The sequence below is a fragment of the Geodermatophilus sp. SYSU D00708 genome, assembly GCF_054050115.1.
Window position 1 is genome coordinate 18,512 of the sequence record NZ_JBJGYS010000002.1, and the last position, 25,008, is coordinate 43,519.

Annotated in this window: 16 protein-coding genes; 9 read left to right on the forward strand and 7 right to left on the reverse strand. The window is 74.7% G+C overall.

The features are described from left to right. Positions 1-212: 212 nt before the first annotated feature. Genes ACI79D_RS02005 through ACI79D_RS02030 form a run of 6 tightly spaced genes read left to right on the forward strand, consistent with a single transcriptional unit; the run spans position 213 to position 12,411 of the window. Positions 213-1,028, forward strand: coding sequence for a 3-oxoacyl-ACP reductase family protein (locus tag ACI79D_RS02005; RefSeq protein WP_456916621.1), 816 nt, complete (start codon positions 213-215; stop codon positions 1,026-1,028). 50 nt (positions 1,029-1,078) lie between these two features. Further along, positions 1,079-6,580 (forward strand): ATP-binding protein, encoded by a 5,502-nt coding sequence (locus tag ACI79D_RS02010; protein ID WP_456916622.1) that lies wholly within the window; start codon positions 1,079-1,081, stop codon positions 6,578-6,580. Positions 6,581-6,608: 28 nt separating this feature from the next. After that, entirely contained in the window at positions 6,609-8,567 is a 1,959-nt protein-coding gene (locus ACI79D_RS02015) for a 3-oxoacyl-ACP synthase III family protein (RefSeq protein WP_456916623.1), read from the forward strand. 31 nt (positions 8,568-8,598) lie between these two features. Further along, positions 8,599-10,092 carry an MFS transporter gene (locus ACI79D_RS02020; protein ID WP_456916624.1) on the forward strand — a complete coding sequence of 498 codons (1,494 nt, stop codon included), beginning with the start codon at positions 8,599-8,601 and terminating at the stop codon, positions 10,090-10,092. A gap of 25 nt (positions 10,093-10,117) precedes the next feature. Further along, positions 10,118-11,386 (forward strand): aromatic ring-hydroxylating dioxygenase subunit alpha, encoded by a 1,269-nt coding sequence (locus ACI79D_RS02025; protein ID WP_456916625.1) that lies wholly within the window; start codon positions 10,118-10,120, stop codon positions 11,384-11,386. 14 nt (positions 11,387-11,400) lie between these two features. Further along, a complete protein-coding gene (locus ACI79D_RS02030; protein WP_456916626.1) occupies positions 11,401-12,411 on the forward strand; it encodes a PDR/VanB family oxidoreductase in 1,011 nt (336 codons plus the stop codon). A gap of 37 nt (positions 12,412-12,448) precedes the next feature. Here the strand turns inward: ACI79D_RS02030 and ACI79D_RS02035 are convergent, their stop codons facing one another. The 3 genes from ACI79D_RS02035 to ACI79D_RS02045 all read right to left on the reverse strand — a co-directional run bounded on the left by ACI79D_RS02035 (position 12,449) and on the right by ACI79D_RS02045 (position 14,911). Continuing rightward, positions 12,449-14,194: a PHA/PHB synthase family protein gene (locus tag ACI79D_RS02035; protein WP_456916627.1), complete on the reverse strand. Its 1,746-nt coding sequence runs from the start codon at positions 14,192-14,194 to the stop codon at positions 12,449-12,451. 142 nt (positions 14,195-14,336) lie between these two features. Continuing rightward, positions 14,337-14,534, reverse strand: coding sequence for a DUF6186 family protein (locus ACI79D_RS02040; protein WP_456916628.1), 198 nt, complete (start codon positions 14,532-14,534; stop codon positions 14,337-14,339). Beyond that, positions 14,531-14,911, reverse strand: coding sequence for a hypothetical protein (locus tag ACI79D_RS02045; protein ID WP_456916629.1), 381 nt, complete (start codon positions 14,909-14,911; stop codon positions 14,531-14,533). Before ACI79D_RS02045 ends, ACI79D_RS02040 begins: the two co-directional genes overlap by 4 nt. A gap of 69 nt (positions 14,912-14,980) precedes the next feature. On the opposite strand from ACI79D_RS02045, the gene ACI79D_RS02050 reads away from it, so the two are divergent. Together ACI79D_RS02050 and ACI79D_RS02055 are read left to right on the forward strand one after the other, a co-directional pair. Then, positions 14,981-16,936 (forward strand): DUF7846 domain-containing protein, encoded by a 1,956-nt coding sequence (locus tag ACI79D_RS02050; protein WP_456916630.1) that lies wholly within the window; start codon positions 14,981-14,983, stop codon positions 16,934-16,936. 39 nt (positions 16,937-16,975) lie between these two features. After that, positions 16,976-18,208, forward strand: coding sequence for a cation:proton antiporter (locus tag ACI79D_RS02055; protein WP_456916631.1), 1,233 nt, complete (start codon positions 16,976-16,978; stop codon positions 18,206-18,208). On the opposite strand, the gene ACI79D_RS02060 is transcribed toward ACI79D_RS02055, so the two are convergent. The 3 genes from ACI79D_RS02060 to ACI79D_RS02070 form a co-directional block, all read right to left on the reverse strand. Beyond that, positions 18,130-18,738: a TMEM175 family protein gene (locus ACI79D_RS02060; protein WP_456916632.1), complete on the reverse strand. Its 609-nt coding sequence runs from the start codon at positions 18,736-18,738 to the stop codon at positions 18,130-18,132. The two genes, ACI79D_RS02055 and ACI79D_RS02060, sit on opposite strands and share 79 nt — an antisense overlap. 36 nt (positions 18,739-18,774) lie before the next feature. After that, positions 18,775-19,962 carry an alpha/beta hydrolase family protein gene (locus tag ACI79D_RS02065; RefSeq protein WP_456916633.1) on the reverse strand — a complete coding sequence of 396 codons (1,188 nt, stop codon included), beginning with the start codon at positions 19,960-19,962 and terminating at the stop codon, positions 18,775-18,777. 90 nt (positions 19,963-20,052) lie between these two features. After that, on the reverse strand, positions 20,053-20,547 hold the full coding sequence (locus ACI79D_RS02070; RefSeq protein WP_456916634.1) for a hypothetical protein: 495 nt from the start codon (positions 20,545-20,547) through the stop codon (positions 20,053-20,055). An 83-nt stretch (positions 20,548-20,630) separates the two neighbouring features. Here ACI79D_RS02070 and ACI79D_RS02075 point away from each other — a divergent pair, with 83 nt between their 5' ends. Next, positions 20,631-21,497, forward strand: coding sequence for a DMT family transporter (locus ACI79D_RS02075; protein ID WP_456916635.1), 867 nt, complete (start codon positions 20,631-20,633; stop codon positions 21,495-21,497). Between the two features lie 49 nt (positions 21,498-21,546). On the opposite strand, the gene lysS is transcribed toward ACI79D_RS02075, so the two are convergent. Continuing rightward, positions 21,547-24,978: a lysine--tRNA ligase gene (gene lysS / locus ACI79D_RS02080; RefSeq protein ID WP_456916636.1), complete on the reverse strand. Its 3,432-nt coding sequence runs from the start codon at positions 24,976-24,978 to the stop codon at positions 21,547-21,549. Positions 24,979-25,008: the final 30 nt, after the last annotated feature.

Below are 25,008 nucleotides of genomic sequence, written 5' to 3' on the forward strand. Positions count from 1 at the left end.
CCCTCCGGCCCGGAGCGGTCACCGGCCCTCGGTGTGGCGGTGGGTGGACGACGCGCCCGAGATGCTCGTCACCCGCTCCGGCTGAGATTGCGCCCGACCCCGTACCGCAGGATGCTGCCCCCGTACCGAAGCCGGAGCAGGCGGCGTCGTCGGCGCTGACGACTCCGGCCCTGGAACGAGGCGGCCCGCCCCCTGCTCCGAGGAGGACTCCGGTGACGGCGACCCAAGCACGCACGGCGAAGACCGGCGAGAAGCTGCAGGGCCGCGTGGCCTTCGTGACCGGCGGCACCCGGGGCATCGGCGCGGCGATCTGCCGCAGCCTGGCCGCCCAGGGCGCCGACGTCGCGGCCGGCTACAGCGGCAACACCGAGCGGGCGGAGATGTTCGCCCAGGACTTCGCCGGGGCCTTCCCGGACAGCCACATGAGCGTCCACCGCGGCGACATCGGCAACCCCGACGACTGCCGCCGCACCATCGACGAGGTGATCGAGCGGCACGGCCGGCTCGACATCCTGGTGAACAACGCCGGGATCACCGCCGACCGGACGGTCATGAAGATGACCGACGACGACTGGCGGCGGGTCATCGACGTCAACCTGTCCGGGGCGTTCTACCTGTCCCAGGCGGCGCTCAAGCACATGCTCGAGCGCGGCAGCGGGCGGATCGTGATGATCTCCTCGGTCATCGGCGAGACCGGTGGCATCGGACAGGTCAACTACGCGTCGGCCAAGTCCGGCCTGTTCGGTCTCACCAAGACCCTCGCCCGGGAGGCCGCGATGCAGCTGCAGCGCTCCGGCCACGCCGACGGGATCGGTGTCACCGTCAACGCCGTCACCCCCGGCTACATCGCCACCGAGATGCTCGAGACGGTCCCCGAGAAGGTGCTCGACGGCCTGAAGGCCAAGATCCCGCTCGGCCGGCTCGGGCAGCCGGAGGAGATCGCCCGCGTCGTCCACTTCCTGGCCGCCGACGGGTCCGGCTACATCACCGGGCAGGTCTGGGCCGTCAACGGCGGCCTGGACATGTAGACCGCCCTCCGACCCCGCAGGGCACCACCTAGACACAGGAGAGGGCTCGGGTGTTCAACCGCATCGCCGTGGTCAACCGGGGGGAGCCGGCCGTCCGGCTCATCCGCGCCGTCCGGGAGCTGGACGCCGAACACGGTTCGCGGACCTGCGTCATCGCACTGCACACCGAGGCCGAGCGGCGGGCGACGTTCGTGCGCGCCGCCGACGAGGCCGTGCAGCTGCGGGAGACGGGAACCGGCTCCCCGTACCTCGACCACGACGAGCTCGCCCGGGCCCTGCGGGTCAGCCGCGCCGACGCCGCCTGGGTCGGGTGGGGGTTCGTGGCCGAGGACCCGGCCTTCGCCGAGCTGTGTGCCGACCTCGGCGTCGTCTTCATCGGCCCGCCGCCGGAGGCCATGCGGCTGCTCGGCGCGAAGATCGAGGCCAAGGTCCTCGCCGAGAAGGCGGGCGTCCCCGTCGCGCCGTGGAGCCGCGGCCCGGTCGAGGGCCTCGAGGACGGGCGCCGGCACGCCGACGCGATCGGCTACCCGCTGATCGTCAAGGCGCGCAGCGGCGGCGGGGGCCGCGGCATCCGCGTCGTCCGCTCCGACGCCGACCTCGCCGAGGCGCTCGAGCGGACCCGGGTCGAGGCGGAGCGCACCTTCGGCGACCCGATCGTGTTCATGGAGCGGCTGGTCGAGGGCGGCCGGCACGTCGAGGTGCAGGTCATCGCCGACAAGCACGGCACGGTGTGGGCGCCGGGCGTCCGGGACTGCTCGGTGCAGCGGCGCAACCAGAAGATCATCGAGGAGTCCAGCTCCCCGGCGCTGGCCCCCGGGCAGGACACCGCCCTGCGCGAGGCGGCGATCGCGCTGGTCAAGGCGGCCGGCTACGTCGGCGCCGGCACGGTGGAGTTCCTGTACCAGCCCGAGGAGCAGCTCACCACGTTCCTCGAGGTGAACACCCGGCTGCAGGTCGAGCACCCGGTGACCGAGCTGACCACCGGCCTGGACCTGGTGAAGCTGCAGCTGCACGTCGCCGCCGGTGGCCGCCTCGACGGGCGGCCGCCCGAGGCCTTCGGACACGCCATCGAGGCACGGCTGAACGCCGAGGACGCCGAGCAGGGGTTCGCCCCCGCGCCCGGCCGGGTCGAGCTGATGCGCCTGGCCGCCGGCCCCGGCGTCCGCGTCGACACCGGGATGAGCGTCGGCGACGTCATCCCCCCGCAGTACGACTCCATGATCGCCAAGGTGATCGCGTGGGGCCGGGACCGGCCCGAGGCGCTGGCCCGGCTGCGCTGCGCCCTGCGGGAGACCACCGTCGTCCTGCGCGGCGGGACGACGACCAAGTCCTTCCTGCTCGACCTGCTCGACCGGCCCGAGGTCGTGGCCGGGACCGCCGACACCGGCTGGCTGGACCGCACCGGCCTCGGCGGCGGGCCCCGGCCGGTGGGCAACGCGTGGGTGGCGCTGGTCCAGGTCGCCGTCGACCTGGCCGAGGCCGAGGAGGCGCGGGAGCGGCTGGCCTTCCTCGCCTCCGCCCGCGGCGGCCGCCCGCGCGCCCCGCACGAGGTCGGGCGCACCTTCGAGCTCGGCTACCAGGGGCAGGTCTACCGGCCGACGGTCGCCACGGTCGACCGCGGCCGCTACCGGGTGGACCTCGACGGCGCGGTCGTCGACGTCGAGGTCGACCGGCTCGGCCCGCTGGAGAGCCGGCTCACCGCGGCCGGCCGGCGGTTCTCGGTGGTGGCCGTGGAGGGCCCCGGCTCCTCCCTGGTGGAGGTCGACGGGGAGACCCACCGCATCGGCCGGGACGTCGGCGGGGTGGTGCGCGCGCCGGCCCCGGCGGTCGTCGTCGCCATCCGCGCGGGAGTGGGGGAGGAGGTCGAGGCCGGCCAGGCGATCGTCGTCCTGGAGAGCATGAAGATGGAGACGGCGGTGCGCGCGCCGTTCGCCGGTCGGGTGCGCGAGGTGCGCGCCGCGGTGAACGCCCAGGTGGACGCCGGCGCCCCGCTGCTGAGCCTCGAGCGGACCGGCGGCGAGGTCGAGGAGGCCACCGGCGAGCGCGTGGTGCTGCCCACCCGGGCGGAGGCCCCCGGCGGCGAGCCGCGGGAGCGGGCGCGGGCCCTGCTGCGGGCGCTGCGGGCGCTGATCACCGGCTACGACGTCAACGCGGCCCATGCCAAGCAGCTGGTCGCCGGGTACGGCGAGGCCCGCGACGCGCTGCCGATGGACGACGACGAGCTGCTGCACGGCGAGCTCGCCCTCCTCACCACGTTCGCCGACCTCGCCGAGCTGTCCCGCAACCGGCCGGCCAGCGAGGAGGAGGAGGCCGACACCCAGGTCCACAGCCCCCGCGAGTACTTCCACGCCTACCTGCACTCGCTGGACGTGGAGCGGGAGGGGCTGCCGGACAGCTTCCAGGACCGCCTCGGCCGGGCGCTGCTGCACTACGACGTGGACGACCTCGAGCCGACGCCCGCCCTGCAGGAGGCGGTGCACCGCATCTTCCTGGCCCAGCAGCGCATCAACGAGCAGCTGCCCGCCGTGCAGGCCCTGCTCGACCGCTGGCTGCGGGCCGGCCGCATCCCGGACGGCGACTCGCGTGCCGAGGTCGGGGAGGTGCTCGACCGGCTGGTCGTCGCCACCCAGCTGCGCTACCCGTCGGTGGGCGACCTGGCCCGCGCCGTCCGCTACCGGTACTTCGAGGAGCCGGTCGTCCAGGCCGCCCGGCAGGAGGTGCTCGACTCGGCCGCCCGGCTGCTCCACGAGCTCGACGAGGCCGCGGCGCGGGGCGACACGGGCGAGACCATGCGGCGGATGGAGGCGCTGGTCGCCAGCCCCGAGCCGCTGATCCGGCTGCTCGCCGGGCGGTTCGACCGGCCGACCGCGGTGCCCGACCCGGTCCTGGAGGTGCTCACCCGGCGCTACTACCGCAGCCGCAACCTCGAGGGCGTGCGCTCGAACCTGCTCGACGGGCGCACCTCGGTGTGGGCCGACTACGACCTCCAGGGCTCCCGGCTGCACCTGGTCGCGCTCATGGCGGAGATGGCCGACCTGCCGGCCGCCCTGTCGTCGCTGGCCGGTGCGCTGGCCGACGTCCCGGACCCCAGCCAGCTGGTCGTCGACCTCTACGTCTCCTGGCCGGACCGACCCGACGACGACGAGGCGGTCGCCGAGCGGGTGCACGAGCTGGTCGCCGCGGTCCCGGCGCTGCACACCGGGCGCCGGGTGACGGTGACCGTGTGCACCCCCGCCGGCGAGGTCGAGACGGTGACCTTCCGCCGGTCCCCGGACGGCGGCGCGCCGGCCGAGGAGCGGATCATCCGGGGCCTGCACCCGCTGACCGCGCAGCGGTTCCAGATCTGGCGGCTCAAGGAGTTCGACGGCGAGCGCGTCCCGTCGGCCGAGGACACCTACCTGCTGCACGTCTTCGGCAAGGAGAACCCGACCGACGAGCGCTTCATCGCGATGGCCGAGGTGCGCGACCTGACCCCGGTGCGGGACGAGTCCGGCCAGGTCGTCGGCTTCCCGACGGTGGAGCGGCAGCTGACCTCCTGCCTGGACAGCCTGCGGCGGGCCCAGTCGCGGCGGCGCTCGCGGCGGCCGCTGGAGCACAACCGCGTCTACCTCTACGCCTGGCCGTCGATCGAGGTGCCGCTGGCCGAGGTGGCCGCGTTCGCCCGCAACTCCGCGCCGGTGACCGTCGGCGCCGGCCTGGACCAGATCGTGCTGCTGGCCCGACTGCAGGAGGAGGAGGGACGCCCGCCGCGGGACGTGGCGCTGCGGTTCGCCTACCGGCCGGGCACCGGCGTGCGCATGGAGGTCACCGAGCGCCCGACCGAGCCCATGCGCCCGCTCGACGCCTACACCGAGAAGGTGCTCAGCTCCCGGGCCCGCGGCGCGGTCTACCCCTACGAGCTCAGCGGCCTGCTGGCCGGCCGGGACGGCTCCTGGGTGGAGCACGACCTCGACGAGGACGGCCGGCTGGTCCCGGTGGAGCGCCCGCCCGGCCAGAACCGGGCCGGGCTCGTCGTCGGCCTGATCAGCAACCCCACCCGCCGGTACCCGGAGGGCATGACGCGGGTGCTGCTGATGGGCGACCCGACCAAGCAGCTGGGCACCGTCTCCGAGCCCGAGTGCGCGCGGGTGGTCGCCGCCCTGGACCTCGCCGAGGAGCGCGGCCTGCCGGTCGAGTGGTTCGCGCTCTCCTCCGGTGCGCGCATCTCCATGGACAGCGGCACCGAGAACATGGACTGGGTGTCCCGGGCGCTGCGCCGGATCATCGAGTTCACCCAGGCCGGCGGTGAGATCAACGTCGTCGTCGCCGGGATCAACGTCGGCGCCCAGCCGTACTGGAACGCCGAGGCCACGATGCTCATGCACACCAAGGGCATCCTGGTCATGACACCGGACAGCGCGATGGTGCTCACCGGCAAGCACTCGCTGGACTACTCCGGCGGCGTCTCGGCCGAGGACAACTTCGGCATCGGCGGCTACGACCGCGTCATGGGCCCCAACGGGCAGGCGCAGTACTGGGCGCCGAACCTGACCGCCGCGGTCGACCTGCTCTACCAGCACTACGAGTACGCCTACCGTGCGCCGGGCGAGCGCTGGGCCCGGCCGGTGGAGACCACCGACCCGCGCGACCGCGACGTGCGGGCCTTCCCGCACGCGCACCCGTCGAGCGAGTTCACCACGGTCGGCGACGTCTTCTCGGCCGAGACCAACCCCGAGCGCAAGAAGGCCTTCGACATCCGCACGGTGATGCGGGCGGTCACCGACGCCGACCACCCGGTCCTCGAGCGCTGGGCGGGCATGGCCGAGGCCGACACGTCCGTCGTCCTCGACGCGCACCTCGGCGGGCACCCGGTGACCGTTCTGGGCGTGGAGTCCCGACCGATCCCGCGGCGGGGCAGCTACCCGGCCGACGGCCCCGACCAGTGGACCGCCGGGACGCTGTTCCCGCGTTCGTCGAAGAAGACCGCCCGCGCCATCAACGCCGCCAGCGGCAACCGGCCCCTGGTGGTGCTGGCCAACCTCTCCGGCTTCGACGGGTCACCGGAGTCCCTGCGGAACTGGCAGCTGGAGTTCGGCGCCGAGATCGGCCGGGCGATCGTCAACTTCGACGGCCCGATCGTCTTCTGCGTCGTCTCCCGCTACCACGGCGGCGCGTTCGTCGTCTTCTCCGGCGTGCTCAACGACAACATGGAGGTGCTCGCGGTCGAAGGCTCCTACGCCTCGGTCATCGGCGGTGCCCCCGCGGCCGCGGTGGTCTTCTCCCGCGAGGTCGACAAGCGCACCGGCGCCGATCCGCGGGTGCGCGAGCTGGAGACGGCGCTGGCCTCGGCCGACCCCGTCGAGCAGGCCCGCCTGCGCGCCGAGCTGGCCGGCGTCCGCAGCGCGGTGCGCTCGGAGAAGCTCGGCGAGGTCGCCGACGAGTTCGAGTCCGTGCACGACATCGAGCGCGCCCGCCGCGTGGGCTCGGTGCACGCGATCATCCCCGCCGCCGAGCTGCGGCCCCGCCTCATCGCCGCCGTGGAGCGGGGCATGGAACGCGCGAACCAGAGCTGAACGGCCCCGTCCGACAGAGAGGACCCCCATGAACGCCTTCGTCCTGAACCGGCACGGCCGGATGGTCTTCCCCTCCAACGTCATGCCGGAACTGGACTTCTCGACCGTGGAGTCGCTGGAGCAGCTCGACAGCGTCATCCGCCGTGACTTCGAGACGAAGGCCCCGAGCGGCACCGAGATCATGGAACGGGTCCGGACCGGGGCCTACGGCGACCGGTACGAGCTCATGCGCGACCTCGCGCTCAACCTGTTCTGGGCCAACCGCTTCTCGATCACCATGTACGACAAGCGGCCGACCCGCTGGGCCGACGTCCCCCGGACCCGCGCCGACGTGTTCCTGCCGGTGCTCCAGCCCTGGGAGGAGGGGGAGGCGAAGGTCCGCGCCGTCGAGGCGGCCTACCCGTCGCTGCCGGCGAAGTGGGACGACGCCTGCGAGGACCGGATCTTCGGCATCCTCTTCGACGTCTTCGCCAACCGGAAGCACCACGCGACCACGCTGCCGGCGATCAAGCCGACCGTCGGCGAGTTCCTCGAGCAGTCGGGCAACCTCACCTTCCGGCTGCCCAACTACGACCCGGACTACCCGGTCTACAACTACGACGACATCCTCGACGTCGACGAGGACGTGCCCGAGCTCGAGGCGCTGCACCGGTGGGCGATGGTGCTGCACAACCAGTACCCGTGGGACCGCGCGCAGCTGGAGCTGGCCGAGGCCGGTCAGCTCAAGGACGACGACTACGTGGTCGCCTTCCACCCGCGGGACAAGGAGGTGCGGGCGTTCCTGCGCCGGCTGCGCACCCCCGCCCCCACCCGGTCGGTCGCGCCGCCGCGGGAGTCGCGGCCGCCGGTGCGGCCCTACCCCGCGATCGACGTGCGCGCCGCGTTCCGGGTGATGCCGCGCCTGGAGGCCATGGCGGCCGTGCACGGGGACCAGGTCTGCAGCAACGACGACCTGATCCGCAACACCGCCTACAACTGGTCGCCGATGAGCGCCGAGGAGATCTCCACCAAGACCGGGATCGAGGAGCGCCGGTACAGCTCCCTGCCGGTGGAGGACCTCGCGCTGCAGGCGGCCGAGGCGGCGCTGGCCAAGGCCGGGCGCGAGCCCGAGGAGATCGGCGGCGTGCTGGTCTGCACCTGCACCAGCTCGCGGCTGATCCCGTCGCTGGCGACCTACCTGTGCGGCCAGCTCGGCATGCACCAGGTCTACGCCGCCTACGACCTCATCGCGGCCTGCGCGGGGATGCCCTACGGCCTGGCCGAGGCGGCCCGCATCCTGCAGGAGGTCGAGCGGCCGGTGCTCGTGGTCTGCGTGGAGAAGTTCTCCGACAAGATCGGCAACGTCCGCACCTCGCGGATGATCTTCGGGGACGGCGCGGCGGCGATGGTGGTGGGCCCGGCGCCCGAGGGCGCGGCACCGGACTTCGACTACATGAAGACCTACGCCAGCGGGCCGGCCAGCGAGGTCAACTCGATCCTGTGGCCCAACCCCGAGTTCGACAACAACATCACCGTGTTCGGGCCGCAGGTGAAGGCGCTGGCCGGCCGCTACCTGTCGCAGATGATCGAGGAGCTCGGGCAGCTGCCGCACCCGGACGGCGCCGAGGGCACCTTGCTCGACAGCATCGACCTGATCGTGCCGCACCAGGCGAACAAGACGATGGTGATCCAGCTGGCCGAGCGGGCCGGGCTCACCGCCGACCAGCTCTACTTCAACATCGAGAAGGTGGGCAACACGTCGTCGGCGAGCATCCCGCTGGCCATCCACGACGCGGTCCGGGACGGCGTGATCACCGAGCCGCTGCGCGTGTTCGCCCCCGGGTTCGGGGCGGGCGCGGTCGCCGGGTACGCGGTCATGCGGGTCGACCCCGCCGTCGTCGCCGTCCAGGGGCCGCCGGTCCCGCACGAGGCCGGCAGCGAGACCCCGGCCCCGGCGCAGGGTGGGGCGACACAGGGGTCCGACGAGGTTCAGCAGGCCTTCGGCTGACCCCGAGCGGCACGGGCGGGGTGGGCACGCCATGACCGGTCGGGTCCCCGAGGGCGACACCGCCGACAACGAACTGCTGCTGGAGGGCCACCGGGACGGGCACCCCGTCACGCCCTACCGGGCGCTGTGGGCCGTCCTGCTGCTGGGCTGGGTGGTCAGCTACGCCGACCGGACGGTCACCGGCCCGGTGATTGCCTGGATGATCCAGACGGAGTCCGGGTTCATCGGCGCCGCGAGCAACCCGGCGACCATCGGCGGCCTGGTCGGCTCGATGTTCTTCCTGGGCTACATGCTGACCCAGTACCCCGGCGGGCGGCTGGGGGACCGGTACGGGCACCGGGAGATGATCGTGGTCTCCCTCATCACCGCCGCCGTCCTCACGGTGGTCTCCGGGCTGGTGACGGGTCTGGTCGCGTTCGTCGCCGCCCGCGTGCTGACCGGCCTCGGCGAGGGGGTCTTCTACTCCAACGACCGCACGCTGATCATCAACCACACCCCGGTCGCCCAGCGCACCCTGGGCCTGGGCGTGGTGATCACCGGCCTGTCGATCGGCCTGACCCTGGGCATCATCCTCACCCCCGTCCTCATCGACTGGGGCGGCTCCCTGGGCATGGGCGACGACGCCTGGCGGATGCCGTTCTTCGTCTTCGCCGCCGCCACCTTCGTGGTCGTCACTACGGCCTTCGCGTTCTTCCGGGCGAGGCTGGGCGGGGCGATGCGGCTCGGCGCGCCGTTCGTGCGGCTGGTGCTGTTCTCCGCGCCGACGTTCGTCGTCATCGTGGCCCTGTTCCTGCTGGCGGAGACCTTCGACTGGCCCGAGTGGCTGACCGCGGCCATCGCCTCGGTCATCGCGCTGCTCTACATCGCCGTCATCGTGCGGAGCGTCCAACGGTCCGGCCGCGGCGCGGCGCTGCTCGGGCGCGACATGTGGCTGATCTACGTCGCCTACATCGCCATCCTGTGGAACCTGTGGTTCTTCAGCTTCTGGTCGGTGCAGATCGTCCGGGAGGCCGCGCAGAGCAGCCTGATCGCCGCGGCCCTGACGGCGGCCTTCAACGCCGGGGCGGGGATCCTGGGCTTCCCGGTGGGCGGGTGGCTGGCCGACCGGGCCGTCCGCGCCGGCCGCGGGCGCAAGCCGCTGGCGCTGGTGTGCACCGCCGTCTACTCGGTGCTCGTCCTGGTCTTCGGCTGGAGCATCTCCGGCGGGCGGGAGCCGTCCCTGGTCCTGCTGGGCCTGCTGCTCTTCTCCTCCGGCGTCTTCTTCAACGCACTGCAGCCGATCGTGCAGGGCATGACCGGCGACATGGTGCCGGCCGGTGAGCGCGGGGCGGCCTTCGGGATGCTCAACCTGGTCTCGGAGATCGGTGCGGTGCTCAGCCCGGTGGTGAGCGGGATCCTGCGCGATGCGACCGGCAGCTGGGCCGCCGGGGTGTACGTCGCGGCCGGGATCATGATCGTCAGCTTCTTCCTGTACGCGCTGGTGCGGGAGCGGCCCACGCACCACGAGGACCCGATCCCGGCCTGACCGCCCCTTCCCCGGAGGACCCGCGATGTCGCAACCTGCCCGGCCCGGAGCGGCCACCGCCCACGCCGAGTTCCGGCACTTCCCGTCCAACGCCTGGTACGCCGCGGCGTGGGACCACGAGGTCGGCCGCAACCTGCTGCCCAAGACCGTCGCCAACCGGCCGATCGTCTTCTACCGCACCACCGGGGGCCGCGCCGTCGCCCTCGCCGACGCCTGCTGGCACCGGCTCGCGCCGCTGTCGATGGGGAAGCTGCGCGGCGACGACGAGGTCATGTGCGGCTACCACGGCATCTGCTACGACGCCGACGGCCGTGCCACCTTCATGCCGGCGCAGGAGACGATCAACCCGAGCGCGACGGTGCACTCCTACCCGGTCGTGGAGCGGCACCGCTACGTGTGGGTGTGGCCGGGCGACCCGGCGCTCGCCGACCCCGGCCTCGTCCCCGACCTGCACATGAACGACCACCCCGACTGGGCCGGGGACGGCAAGACGATCCACGTCAACTGCAGCTACCAGCTGATCGTCGACAACCTCATGGACCTCACGCACGAGCAGTTCGTGCACGGGTCGAGCATCGGCCACGACGCGCTCTCGGAGTCCGACTTCGAGGTCACGCACGACGACCGCACGGTCACGGTGACCAAGTGGATGCTCGGCATCGAGCCGCCGCCGTTCTGGAAGCGCAACCTGCAGGACCGCTTCCCCGACTACGACGGTCCGGTCGACCGGTGGCAGATCATCCGCTACACGGCGCCGTCCACCGTGGCCATCGACGTGGGGGTGGCCAAGGCCGGTACCGGCGCCCCGGAGGGCGACCGCAGCCAGGGCGTCACCGGGACGGTCATCAACACGATGACCCCGGAGACGGACCGCACCTGCTTCTACCTGTGGGCCTTCGCCCGCGACTGGTGCCTGGACAAGCAGGTCATCACCACCCGGCTGCGCGAGGGCGTCTCCGGCGTGTTCTTCGAGGACGAGGTGATGCTCGAAGCGCAGCAGCGGGGCATCGAGGCCAACCCCGGCTACGACTTCTACAACCTCAACATCGACGCGGGCAGCATGTGGACCCGCCGGATCGTGCAGCGCATGATCGACGCCGAGCTCGGCTCGGACGCGCAGCCGCCGAGCGAGACGGCCGGCGACGCCGCGGTGGCGATGGGTGCGGTCAGCGGTGCGGCCAACGCCGGGCAGCCCCGCCCGGAGGAGGACACCGGGATGGCGGCCGAGGTGGCCGGCGGGATCGCCGGGCACCGACAGCAGCCCACGGTGGGCCTCATGGGCCGCGGGCTGTAGCCGGGCGGCGCGCGATGGCCGCCACCAGCCACAAGAAGTGGCGCAAGGCGCGGGTGCTCGACGTCTGCGAGGTCGCGCAGCACGTGCGCCAGGTGGTGCTCGAGCCCGAGTACCTGGAGGCGCCGGCCCCGCCTGGCAGCCACGTCGACATCGGCGTCTACGTGAACGGGCGGGCCGACGTCCGCTCCTACTCCGTCGTCGGGATGGGCGCCTACGGCACCGAGATCGTCCTGGGGGTGCAACTGGCCCGGCAGAGCCGGGGCGGGTCGGCCTACGTGCACGCGCTCCGGCGCGGCCAGGAGGTGTCCATCACGCAGCCGCTGCAGAACTTCCCGCTCAACTACGGCAAGCCGGGGTACGTGCTCGCCGCCGGCGGCATCGGCATCACCGCCCTGGTGGCGATGGGGAAGGCACTCAAGGAGCGCGGTGCGGACTACCGCTTCGTCTACGGCGCCCGCACCCGCGGGCTCATGGCCTTCGCCGACGCGCTGGTCGCCGAGCACGGCGACCGGCTGGAGCTGCGCATCGACGACGAGGGCACCGGCCTGGACGTCGCCGAGCTCGTGGCGAGCGTGCCCACCGGGGGAGAGCTCTACGTCTGCGGTCCCACGCCGATGCTCGACGCGATCAAGGCGGCCTGGGCAGCCGCCGGGCGGCGCCCGGCCGACCTGCGCTTCGAGACCTTCGGCAGCAGCGGGCGCTTCGCCCCCGAGGCCTTCACGGTGCGCATCCCGCGGCTCGGGCTGGAGACGGTCGTGCCGCACGACGTGTCGATGCTGGAGGCGCTGGAGGCCTCCGGCGCGGACATGATGTTCGACTGCCGGCGCGGCGAGTGCGGACTGTGTCAGGTGAAGGTGCTCGAGGTCGAGGGCGTCATCGACCACCGGGACGTGTTCCTCAGCGACGCCCAGCACCAGGCCGGCGACCGGCTGCAGTGCTGCGTCTCCCGGGTGGTCAGTGCGCGCACCGGCGGGCTGGCCGGCGCTGACGGCCGGCCCGCCGGCATCACCATCGACGTGCCGTGAGGCCCCGCGGGCCGCGGCCCGGCTCAGGCGGCCCGGCTCAGCCGGGGCCGGGACGGCGGTCGCGGACGTAGGAGCCGGGCGCGGGCTCCAGCGGCGGGTGCGCGGCGGTGCCGAGCTCCTGCGGCGCGGGCACCTCGTCGCCGGAGCGCTCCAGCGCCCACTGCGCCCACGCCTCCCACCAGCTGCCGGTGTGCTGCTCCGCGGCGGCGCGCCAGGAGTGCGGGTCCGGGCCGGGCTCGCCGCCGGTCCAGTAGTGCGCCTTCGGGTTGCCCGGCGGGTTGACCAGGCTCTGGATGTGGCCGCTGTAGCTGAGCACGAACGTGCTCGGCCCGGAGAGCAGCTGGGTGGTCCGGTAGCAGCCGACCCACGGCGTGAGGTGGTCGGTCAGGGCGCCCTGGACGAACGTCGGGATGGTGATCCGGCTCAGGTGCACCGGGGTGCCGAGCACCCGCAGCGCGCCCGGCCGGACCAGCGCGTTCTCCCCGAAGACCGACAGGAACTGCTCGTGCAGCGCCGCCGGCAGGTTCGTGCCGTCGGCGTTCCACGACAGGATGTCGAAGGCCGGCGGGTCCTCGCCCATCAGCCACTCGGAGACCAGGTAGTTGAAGATCAGGTCGTCCGGGCGCATCCAGCTGAACACGGTGCCCATGTCGCGGGCGCTGATGACGCCGCGGCGGCGGGAGGCGCGCCGCGCGCGGTCGATCAGCTTCGGGCCGGAGAACGCGCCCAGCGGCGCCCGCCGGGAGAAGTCCAGCAGCGTGACCGCGTAGCCGGCGGCGGAGACGCGCTCGTCGCCGAGGGCGGCCAGGTGGTTGAGCGCGGTCGTCATGACCTGCCCGCCGGCGCACAACCCCAGCGTCGTGACGTCGGGGGAGCCGGTGACCTCGCGCGCCACGTCGACGGCGCGGACGACGGCACCGGCGTAGGTGTCCAGGTCCCAGTCGGCCTGCTCCGGCGTCGGGTTCCGCCAGCTGATCATGAAGACCTGCAGGCCGCGGCTCACCGCGTACTCCACCAGGCTGCGCCCGGGGCGCAGGTCCAGGAAGTAGAACCGGCCGATCGGCGGCGGGACGATCACCAGCGGGCGCGTCCGCACGCGCTCGGTCGACGGCGAGTACTGGATGACCTCGATGACCTCGTCGCGGTGGACGACGGCGCCCGGCGTGATGCCGAGGTCCTTGCCGACCACGTAGGCGTCCCGGTCCACCTGGCGCGGCAGGCCGCCGTTGTGCCGCAGGTCGGTGAGCATGTTGCGCACGCCGTGCAGCACGCTGCGCCCGCCGGTGTCGAAGGCCCGCTTGAGGGCTGCGGGGTTGCCGAGCAGCGTGTTGGTCGGCGCCATCGCGCTGGTGACCGCGGTGAGGGCGAACCGGGCCTGCTCCACCTGGCGCCAGTCGGCGCCTCCGGCCTCGTAGGCCTCGACCAGCCGGGTGAGTGCCCCGGTGGCGGCCAGGTAGCTCTGCGCCAGCCGCCGGTAGCCCGGGTTGCCGCTCCAGGCCGGGTCGGCGAAGCGCTTGTCCCGCGGCGACGGGGTGATCGTGTCGGTGCCCGCCAGGATGCGGATCGCGTCCTTGCCCAGGGCGGCGGCCTCGCGGGCGACCGGCCGGGGCTGGGTCAGCACCGACAGCACGCTGCGGGCCATGCCGCGGGGGGAGGGGAGGCCGACGTCCTCGGCGCCCTCCACCGAGCCGAGGGCCTCGGACTCGGTGCGCGGGACCGGGGGCCCGGCCTCCTGCCGCCGGGCGGCGGGAGAACCGGTCCGCTCAGGGTGGGTCGTGGCCACGAGCACCTCCGTGTGATCTGGGTCACTCCACACGCCGACCGTAGCGCGCCCGGCCAGCATGTCGGCTGCTTCCCGGGCGAGGAAGTGTGCGTCCGCCCACAGCCGGCCGGCCCGGTCGCGGCGCCCGCGAGGAGTGCGGTGGTCAGCGGGCCAGGAAGTGCACGCCGAGCCACAGCCAGACCAGCAGCACGGTCACCCGCCCGGGTGGGGTCCGCATGGCCGCGCCCACCGCTGCGGCGGCGGACGTGCCGACCCGGCCGCGCCGCCCGGCGCCCTCCAGCGCGAGCGCGGCCACGAGCAGGACGGCGACGCCGAGGACGCCGGCCGCGGTCCCGCTCACCCCCGCCGTCCCGGGCGGGAGGCCAGCCAGAGGCCGGCGGCCAGCCAGGCCACGGTCGCGGCGGCGCGGGCTCCCGGGTGGGCGAGCACCGGGTCGGCGAGGTCGCTCACCGCCGGCAGGTCGTCGTCGGCCAGCGCGGCCGCCTCCCAGGCGAGCGCCGCGACGACCCACGTGAGCCACGGCAGGCCCCGCCGTCCGACGGGTGCGGCCCCCGCCCCGGCCCGGCGGGCCAGCGCGAGCGCGCCGACGGCGAGACCGGCCGTCCCGACGGCGAGCAGCGCCCCCGGCGACAGCTCCCCGGAGACCGCCACCGCCGCGGCGCACGCGGCGACCGCGCACGCGCACAGCAGCCGGCGGAACGGGATCGGGAGTGCCACGGGTCCATGCTGGCCCGCCGACCGCGGTCGGGTGGGGGAGCCGGCCGTCCGCTCCTAGACTCCGACGGGATGGGGAATGCGAGGTGGCGCGGCGCCCTGGCCGTCCTCGCGGTGCTGGCCGGGGCGGCGGCGGTGCTGGTCAACCGGGAGCTGTTCCCGCTCTACTCGCTCAACCGGGACGACTCGGTCTACGTGGCGATGGCCCGTCTGCTGCAGTCCGGCGCGGTCACCCTCCCGGCCGACTCCGACGTGTTCCGCCCCTGGGCGTCGGCCGTGGTGGGGGACCGGGTCGTCCTCAAGTACAGCCCACCGTGGCCCGCGGTCCTCGCGGTCGGCGACCTGCTCACCGGCACGCCGCGCGCCGCCCTCGCGGGAACCGCCGCGGCCACCGTGGTGCTCACCGCGGTGCTCGCCGCCTCCGTGCTCCGCGACCGGACGGCGGGGCTGCTCGCGGGGGCACTCCTGCTGCTGTCGCCGGTCTTCCTGGTGCAGGCCGGCACCTACCTGCCCTACCTGTTCCAGCTCACGCTCGGCCTCGGGTTCGCCGTCCTGCTGCTGGGCGGGGTACGCCGGCGGTCGTCGGGCCGGCTGGTCGCGGCGGGCGCAGTCTGGGGGGTGGCGGCGTTCGCCCGGCCCTTCGACGCGCTGCTGTTCGCAGTCCCGTTCGTCCTCCACGCCCTCGTCGACGCCCGGCGGGCGCGCCGGGCCGGGGAGGGCGGGTGGCACGAGGCCGGCTGCGTCCTGCGCCTGGCCGCCGGCGCCGCGCCGCTGCTGGCGCTCTCGCTGGCCTACAACGCGGTGGTCGTGGGCGGGCCGTTCCGGCTGCCGTTCACCGTCACCGGGGCGCAGGACGGCTTCGGCTTCGGCGACCGGGGCGTCTTCCCGCGGTCGACGGTGCCCTTCGCGCCCGCCGACGGCGTCAGCGGACTGCTCGACAACCTGCGGTGGACGCCGAGCTGGGTCTTCGGCGGCCTCGTGCTGGTCGCGGCGGCCGTCCTCGGGCTGGCCCGGACCCGCGGTCCGCAGCGCTGGCCGGTGGCGGCGCTGGCGGTCGTGGTCCCGCTGGGCTACCTGCCCTTCTGGGGGGCCTACGCGATGAGCTCGCTGTGGCCGGGGGTGGCGCTGTTCGGGCCGTACTACCACCTGCCGGTCGTGCTGCCGCTGGTCGTGTTCGGCGCCGCGGGCCTGGCCTGGCTGGGGCGCCGCGCCGGCGCGGCGCCGCGGGCGCTGACCGCCGGCGTCGTGGCGGCGATGGTGCTCCTGACCGCGCTGGCGGTGCCGGACAAGGTGGCCGGCAACGCCGCGGTGCGCGACGACCTCCGCGCCGCGCAGCGGTTCGTGGCCGGCCAGCACCTCGACTCCGCCGTCCTGCTGCTGCCCCGGCGCGGCGACCTCGGCTTCCTCGACACGATGCCGTTCCTCCAGAACGACCCCGGGCTGGAGCAGCCGGTGCTCTACGCCGAGGAGCGGGGCCCCGGTGACCTCGCGCTGCTCGACCGCTTCCCCGACCGCGCCCTCTACCGGCTCTCCGAGGACCTGCCGCCCGGCGCCATGACCGGCGGCGACCTGACGATCGACCGACTCACCGTGGACGCCGGTCCGGTGGTGACCCTGCGGGCCCGGCTGACCAACCCCACCGACCGCCCGGTGGTCGTCGCCTCCCTGTCCGTCGGGGACACGCTGCTGACGCGCACCCTCGACCGCGCCTCCTCCCGCGGCCGCACGTACGAGGTCACCTGGACGGTGGCCGCGCCCGGGGCGGCCGCGCCGGGCCCCGACGGCGTGCGGCTGCCCGAGGGCGCGACCTCCGGCGAGCTCGCCGTGGGGCTGGACCTGCGGACCGCCGGGGACGGCGACCGGCCGGGCCGCCGGTGGGAGCGCCGGGTGGCCTGGCGCTGCCTGGACGAGGGGACGACGGTGCAGGTGCTCCGCCCGGGGCGCGGCTTCGCCCGCGACGACGCGCCGGGCAGCACCTGGGTCGAGGCGAGCGCCGGGAACCCCGTCGAGGAACTCCCTGCGGGATGATCCGGCCGGCCGCGGCCGAGCCGACGACGGGAGACCCGCGTGGACACAGTCCTCGTCGTCGACGACCTGGTGGCCGTGTTCGTGGTGGCGCTGCTCGCGCCGGTGGTCGTCGGGTTGCTGCCGCGGCTGCCCGTGCCCCAGGTCGTGCTCCTGCTGGCCGGCGGCATCCTCGTCGGCCCGTCGGTCCTGGGGCTGAGCTCGCCGGCCGGCGTGCAGGTGCTCTCCGACGTCGGACTCGGGTTCGTCTTCCTGCTGGCCGGCTACGAGGTCGACCTGCGGCTGTTCCGACAGGACGCCGGACGGCGGGCGGTCCTCGCCTGGTCGGTCTCCCTGCTGCTCGCGCTCGGCGTGGTCGGCGTGCTGGCCGCCGCGGGCCTGGTGCGCGCCTTCGTGCCCGTGGCGCTGGGCCTCACCACGACCGCGCTGGGCACCCTGCTGCCGGTGCTGCGCGAGCACGGCCTGCTCACCGGCCGACTGGGGCGGTACCTCCTGGCCGCGGGCGGGGTGGGCGAGCTGTTCCCGGTGCTGGCGATCGCGCTGTTCCTGGGCAGCCAGAACCGCTTCACCGCGCTGGCCTCGCTGGGTGCCGTCGGGGTGCTCGCGGTGCTGCTGGCGGTCGCCCGCCGCGGCGTGCGGGAGGGGGGCCGGCTGGCCCGGGTGGTGCTGCAGGGCCAGCACGAGACGGCGCAGATCACCCTCCGCGCGACGATCCTGCTGCTGATCGTGCTGATCGCCGTCACCGACGAGTTCCACCTCGACGCGGTGCTGGGCGCCTTCCTCGCCGGCGTCGTCCTGCGGCAATGGGTCGGCGGGCAGGCTCCCGTGCTGGAGTCCAAGCTCGACGCGGTCGGCTACGGCTTCTTCATCCCGGTGTTCTTCGTCTACTCGGGGATGAGCCTGGACCTGCACTCGATCGCGGAGGCGCCGCTGCGGGTGCTGCTGTTGTTCGCGCTGATGTTCGCCTGCCGGGGCCTGCCCGCCCTGGCCGTCTACCGCGGCGTGCTGCCCGCGCGCCAGCGGGTGCAGACCGCGCTGATCACGGCGACCGCGCTGCCGGTGCTGGTGGCGCTGGCCGAGATCGGCCTGCGCAACGGCACCATGCTGCGGGAGAACGCCGCGGCGCTGGTGGGGGCCGGCGTCCTGACCGTGCTGCTGTTCCCGGCGCTGGCCGTCGCCCTGGAGCGACCGGCCGCTCAGCCGGCCGAGGGGGCGGAGCGGCCGGCGAGGCGGCGTTCCACCGGCCCGGTGAGGAAGAGCAGGAACAGCCCGTAGTAGTTGACCGCCGGGAGCAGCACGCCGAGGACGAGGGCCACGACCAGCGCCGCCGTGGTCACCAGGGCCGGCGCGGGGTGCAGCGGCCGCGCGCCGGAGCGGCGCAGGGACCCCCGGCGCCAGATGAGCACGGTCAGCGCCGTCAGGCAGGCCGAGCTCGCCGTGATCGTGCCGACGTAGACCGCGACGGCCAGCCGGTCCGCGCCGTACGCGGGCACCACCTGGGTGGCGAAGGGCAGCAGGACGACGGTGAGGATCCAGGCCAGGTTCAGCAGGACGAACAGCGGGTCGTAGGCGCCGACCGTCTCCACCAGCTTGTGGTGGACCAGCCACAGCCGGGCGATGACGGCGAAGCTGAGCAGGAACCCGCCGAACTGGCCGGCGTCGGCCCGCAGGACCTCGTCGAGGTCGACCTCGGGCGCCGCGTCGGCCAGGACGTCGACCAGCGGCAGCACCAGCAGGGTGATGGCGATGGCCACCACCGCGTCGAGGAAGGTGATCAGCCGGTCGAGCCCGCGTTCGGTCGCCACCGGCCGGAGGCTAGGGCGTCGAGCCCCGCGGCGGGGTCACGCCGGGACCTGCTCGTCCAGCCAGTCGAAGACCCGCTCGCCGCGCAGCCCGGCCGCGACCGGCTCGCAGTGCCCGTCGGCGCCCTCGGCGGCGGTGAACCGGACGAGCGCCCCCGGCCCGGGCAGCAGGTCGTGCAACCGCTGCGACTGGCCCGGCCAGAACTGCTCGTGCTCGGGGTCGGTGACCAGTACCGGGCAGGTGATCCGGCCGACGACGTCCGCGGTCAGCGTGTACTCGCGGGCGACGGTGAAGAAGTCGAACGGCGAGGTGGTGCCGTAGGGCCGCATCCGCCACGCCAGCAGGGCCCGGGTGCGGGGGGAGACCTTCAGCCCCCAGGCGATCTCCTTGTCGAAGACCTCCCGGTTGCCGGTGTCGAGCAGCTCGACGAGGTGGTGCGGCAGGTGGGTGAGCATGGCGGCGGAGACGTCGACGACCCCCGGGTCGGCGACCGCCGCGGCGACCCGGTGCTCGAACGCCACCGCCCGCGGCACCCAGTAGCCGCCCTGGCTGACCCCGATCAGCGCCAGCTTCCCCGGGTCGACGTCCGGCCGGGCGGTGAGGGCGTCGACGACCGGGGTGACGACGTGCTCCCAGTCGGGCCGGAAGTGCAGCCCCTGGCGGACGAGGGCGGCGTTCTGGCCGGGGCCGTCGAAGGTCATCGCGTTCCAGCCGCGGGCCAGGGCGTCGGCGATCCCGTCGGTCCACGCCGCGACGGCCGAGCCGTCGCTGCCGTTGTTGAAGACCAGCGTGCGACGCGGCTCGCCGGCCGGGCCGGACCGGAACAGGTAGCCGGGCAACGTGGTGCCCACGTACGGGATCTGCAGCCGCTCCACGTCGAGGTGGCTGCCGTCGACGAACGCGTCCCAGGCGTCGCGGTGCCGCTCCCACAGACGCGCGAACAGGCCGGGGTCTCCGGTGCCGTCGGCCGCCTCGGTCGCGGCGGCGTAGTAGGTCGCGGCGCGGAGGGACCGCGCCGCCGCGGAGTGCGGGCGCGCGGTGCGGGCCTCCGCCACGAGCCGGTCGGCGGTGGCGGTCCACTCGTCGACCCACGACTGCGCGTGCCCGTTGCGGATCCGCTCGACGGTGCCGAGCACCTCCCCGACGTCGGCGGCGCGGGAGTACACCCGGCCGAGAACGCCCCGGGCCGCGAAGTCGAAGTCGTGGTCCTCGAACAGTGCGCGCACCGCCGTCGCCTCCCTGCGTCGTCGGGGGGACGACCCTGCCGCGCCGGGCCGGCCGGCGACAGGGGCGAAGGGCGGCCGCACGCGGGCAGATCAGCGGTTGATCTCCACGAGCAGCACCCACGCGTTGCCGGTCGCGCCCGCCATCCCGAGGACCACCGCGGCGGCCAGCCAGTACAGCCCGCCCCCGCTGCCCGCGAGCAGGGTGGCGCCGCACGCGACGAGCGCCGCGGCGGGCAGCAGCACGACGACCGCCGAGGTGACCAGCCGGAGCACAGGGGTCGCCGGGTCCGGGCGGCCGCGCAGCAGGGGCGGCAGCGCGCCGGCGGCCAGCAGCAGCCCGGACCCGCCGATCTCGGCGGCGAGCACCGCCTCGGGCTGTCCCGGGGCGAGCACCAGCACGCCGGCCGCCAGGAGGGCGACGAGCAGGCCGAGGGTCTGCGCGGCGCGGCCCGGGAGGTGGCGGAACTCGAGGATGCGCGCGAGGTTGAGCGAGACGGCCACGAAGATCAGGCCGGCGAGCGCGGCGCAGGCGCCGACCGTGGCGACGGCGAAGTCCGACCAGGCCTCCGGGCGATAGGCGTCCACAGCGTCTCGACCTCCAGTCGAGGGGGAGTGGGGGCGGCCGCGGGAGGTCCCCGGACCGGGGCGGGCGCGAGCATCATGGCGCGGTGGACGGCCTCGCCGCGGCGCTCGCGCTGGTCGCCGCCGTCCTGTTCGCCGTCGCCTCGGTCGTGCAGCAGCGATCGGCGTCGGCCGTCCCCGACGACCAGGCCGGTGGCCTGCGGCTGGTGCGGTCGCTGGTCCGCCGTCCGCAGTGGTGGGCCGGGACGCTGAGCGACACCGCCGGGTACGCCGCCCAGGCGACGGCCCTGGGCCTGGGGTCGCTGCTGCTGGTGCAGCCGCTGCTGGTCACCACGGTGCTGTTCGCCCTCCCGCTCGGCGCCCGGTGGGCCGGGCGCCGGCTGAGCCGGGCCGACTGGGCGTGGGCGCTGCTGCTCGTCCTGGCGCTGGCCGCGTTCGTCGTGGCCGGCGAGCCGACCGCCGGGGCCGACCGGGCCGGCTGGCGGCCGTGGCTGCCCGCCGGGACCGTGCTCGCCCTCGTGGCCGCCGGGTGCCTGCTGGGCGCGGCGGTCCGCCGGGGGACGGCGCGGGCGCTCCTGCTGGCGGTGACCGCCGGGGTGGCCTACGGCGTCGCGGCGACGCTCACCAAGGGCGTGGTCAGCCTGCTCGACGACGGCCTGGGCGCCCTGGTGACCAGCTGGGAGACCTGGCTGCTCGCCGCGACCCTCGCCGGCGGCACGCTGGCGCAGCAGGCGGCCTTCCAGGCCGGTGCCCTGGGGGCGTCGCTGCCGGCGGTGACCGTCGGCGAGCCGGTGGTGGCCGCCGTGATCGGCGTCGTCGTGCTGGGGGAGCGGCTGCGCGCCGACGGGGCGGAGGAGGCGCTGGTCGCGGTGCTCGTCGTGGTCATGACCGTCGCCACCGCGGCGCTGGCCCGGTCGGCCGCGCGGGCGGTACCGGCCGGCGCGGCGGCCTGACGCCCCACCCGGCTTCCGCCGCGTCCACTGCGCGACCTCGCGGGCTCGGTCACGCGGCGGCCCGCTCCTCCGGCGCCGACGGGGAGCGCACGCCCCCGACCGCCTTCGGCACGAGCAGCTCGCCGATCCCCGGCACGGCCAGGAACCCCTCCGCGCCGGCGTAGCGCAGCCCCACCCGCGGCAGGTCCGACCGGCGGCGGTAGGCCAGCACGCGCGGCAGCCACTCGGGGTCGAAGCGGGCGTTGAAGTCGCGCAGCGAGCGGATCTGGAAGAACGGGTTGAGCAGGCCGACCGCCCAGCGGGCCGCGCGCTGGGCCGGGGTGAACGGGACGTCGTCGGCGAACAGCCGCCCCCACATCGCGAAGTTCATCGACAGCCGGGCCACGCCGCGGGCGCCCAGCGCGCTCGCGGCCGACGCGATGAGGAACTCGGTCATCCCGTTGGGCGCGTCCGGGTCGTGGCGCATCAGGTCGAGGGTGTAGCCGAACGACGGGCCGTAGGCGGGCACCAGGCGCAGGAACCCGCCGGGCCGGCCCTCGGCGTCCAGCGCGACGCAGAGCAGGAAGCCCGGGTCGGCGCCGGCGCCGCGGACGTCCTGGGACAGCGACATGGTGAACCCGCGCTCGGGGGACTTGCCGCGCCAGCGGGCGCTGATCGCGTTGAGCTGGTCGACCAGCGCCGGCGGCGCGTCGGCCTCGGCGACGAGCCGGAACCGGTGCGTGCGCCCCACCCGCCGGACGGCGGCCCGCAGCCCCTTCTTCGCCGGGCCCTCCACGGTGAACCGGCGGCAGTCGATGACCGCTTCGTCGCCCAGGTAGAACGCGGTGAACCCGCGGGAGGCGTACAGCGGCATGCTCGCCTCCCGCACCGCGAGCAGGGCCGGCGTCCAGGCGCGCTCGTCGCAGGTCGCGAGGAACTCGTCGAGGACCCGCACCACCGACTCCCGCGCGCCGACGGGGTCGCCGGAGACCAGCGCGTAGCCGTCGAGGTAGGTGTAGGCGAGGAAGGCCTCGCCGTCGCTGGAGAAGAAGAAGCTCTTGTCGTCGCGCAGCGCGAAGTAGGCCAGGGTGTCCCAGCCGTAGGTGTGCACCAGCCGCTCGGCGTGCGCCCAGTCGTCCTCGGTGTGCGGCCGGCGGGCGGCCAGCGGCCGGAACAGCAGCACGGCGGCCACGACCAGCCCGGTGACGCCGAGGGCGAGCAGGGCCGCGGGGAAGGCGGCGGCGAAGATCGGCGAGGCGTAGGTGTAGGGGCCGTCGAGCCCGACCAGCCCGGCGAACACCGTCTGCAGCGCCCCGCCGAGGGGCAGGTCCGGTTCGACGCGGGCCCGTTCGGCCCACAGGGAGGACAGGCCGAACAGCAGCACGCCGGCCAGGTACAGCGGCACGACCCGGGCCAGCCGCAGCAGGGACGGCGGGTCGGCCGGCGCGCGGAACGCCGTCCGGTACGCGATCAGCACCCCGAGCAGGACGGCGCAGACCGTCACCGCGACCGGGTGCGGGCCCTTGACGACGTGCAGGACCGCGCCCAGTCCGAACAGCCCGACCGCCACCCGCCAGGCCAGCACCTTGCGGCGGGCCAGCTGGCCGGCCAGCAGCAGGAGCAGCATGCCGACCACCACCGACCCGACCCAGCCGGTGACCGGCACCCACAGCGGGTCGACCGCCGCGGGCAGCCCCAGCCGGTCGTGCAGCACCGGCAGCGCGGTCAGCAGCTGCAGGACGCCGGACAGCGCGGTCAGCGCGGCGACCAGCCGCACCGCGACCGGGTGCGGCGAGACCGGCGGCGGGGGTGCCGGCACCGCGTGCGCCGACGGCGCCATCCCCGGCAGCGCCACGACCGAGCCGTCCCCCGAGCCGTCCCCCGAGCCGTCGCCCGGTCCGCCGTCCGGGGAGCCCGGCCCGGCTGCGCCGCCGGCGGGGATCGGGGTGGGGGCCACCAGCGGCCGCACGGCGCCGTCCGGACCGGTGCCCGGGGCGGCGGGGGTCTCGGGCCGGAGGGTGGGGAAGAGGATGACCTCGCGGATGGAGTCGACGCTGGCCAGCAGCATCACCAGCCGGTCGATGCCGATGCCCAGCCCGCCGGTGCACGGCATCCCGTTCTCCAGCGCGCGCACGTAGTCGGTGTCGACGTCGCCGGCCTCGGGGTCGCCGTGCGCCTTCGCGCGTGCCTCGGCCTCGAACGCGGCCAGCTGCGCGACCGGGTCGTTCTGCTCGGAGTAGGCGTTGCACAGCTCGAAGCCGGCGACGATCAGCTCGAAGCGCTCCACGTAGGCCGGGTCGTCGCGGTGCACCCGCGCGAGCGGCGACACCTCCCGCGGGTAGTCCACGCAGAACACCGGCCCGACGACGGCGTGCTGCACCCGCTCGTCGTAGACCTCCTTCATCAGCCGCCCGGGGCCCCAGCTGCGCTCGTAGGGCAGGCCCAGCCGGTCGAGCACCGCGCGGGCCTCCTCGACCGGCATCCCGGGGTGCATGGTCGCGCCGGTGGCCTCGGCGATCATGTCCGCGAACCGCGTGCGCGGCCACGGCGTCGCGGCCAGGTCGATGGCGTGCCCGGCGAAGTGCACGGTGAGGTCGTCGCCGAGGGCGGCCCGCGCCGCGGCGGTGACCAGGCCCTCGGTCAGGTCCATCATGTCGCTGTAGTCGGCGAAGGCCTGGTAGGCCTCCAGCATCGTGAACTCGGGGTTGTGCCGGGTGTCGATGCCCTCGTTGCGGAAGACCCGGCCGATCTCGAACACCCGCTCCAGCCCGCCCACGATGAGCCGCTTGAGGTGCAGTTCGAGGGCGATCCTCAGGTAGAGGTCGAGGTCGAGGGCGTTGTGGTGGGTGACGAACGGTCGCGCGCTCGCGCCGCCCTGGATGGTCTGGAGCACCGGGCCCTCGACCTCGGTGAAGCCGCGGTCCTCCAGGTGCCGGCGGATCGCGCGCACCGCCGCGTGCCGGATCCGGAAGACCGCCCGGGTGCGCTCGTTGACCTCCAGGTCGGCGTACCGCTGCCGGTAGCGGGTCTCGACGTCGGGCAGGCCGCGGTGCTTGTCCGGCGGCTCCAGCAGCGCCTTGCCGAGGACGGCGAAGTCCTCCACGCACACCGACAGCTCGCCGCGCCGGGTGGTCATGACCGTGCCCTCGACCCCGATCCAGTCGCCGCGGTCGACGTCGTCGAACTCGGTGTGCCGGCCGGCGCCGAGCACCGAGCTGTCGGCGAACAGCTGGACGGCGCCGGTGCGGTCGCGCAGCGTGGCGAAGCTGAGCCAGCCCTGCCGGCGGATCAGCTCGACCCGGCCCGCGACCCGCACCCGGTCGGTCGTCCGGACGTCCGGGCCGAGGCCCGGGTGGGCCGCGCGGATGCCCGCGGCCGTGGCGTCGGTGGGATAGCGGTAGGGGTAGGCCGCCACGCCGCGCGCCTGCAGCGCCTGCAGCTTCGCCAGGCGGTGCGCGCGCTGGTCGGCGCGGCGGCCGGCGACGTCGGCCTCGCTGACCATCCCGCCATGGTCCGGACGCGCCCGGGGGAG

Excerpts from the sequence above, each read along its gene's own strand:
- ACI79D_RS02015 (WP_456916623.1), top strand. The coding sequence starts at position 6,609 with ATGAACGCCTTCGTCCTGAACCGGCACGGCCGGATGGTCTTCCCCTCC.
- ACI79D_RS02020 (WP_456916624.1), top strand. The coding sequence starts at position 8,599 with ATGACCGGTCGGGTCCCCGAGGGCGACACCGCCGACAACGAACTGCTG.
- ACI79D_RS02025 (WP_456916625.1), top strand. The coding sequence starts at position 10,118 with ATGTCGCAACCTGCCCGGCCCGGAGCGGCCACCGCCCACGCCGAGTTC.
- ACI79D_RS02030 (WP_456916626.1), top strand. The coding sequence starts at position 11,401 with ATGGCCGCCACCAGCCACAAGAAGTGGCGCAAGGCGCGGGTGCTCGAC.
- ACI79D_RS02050 (WP_456916630.1), top strand. The coding sequence starts at position 14,981 with ATGGGGAATGCGAGGTGGCGCGGCGCCCTGGCCGTCCTCGCGGTGCTG.
- lysS (WP_456916636.1), bottom strand. The coding sequence starts at position 24,978 with ATGGTCAGCGAGGCCGACGTCGCCGGCCGCCGCGCCGACCAGCGCGCG.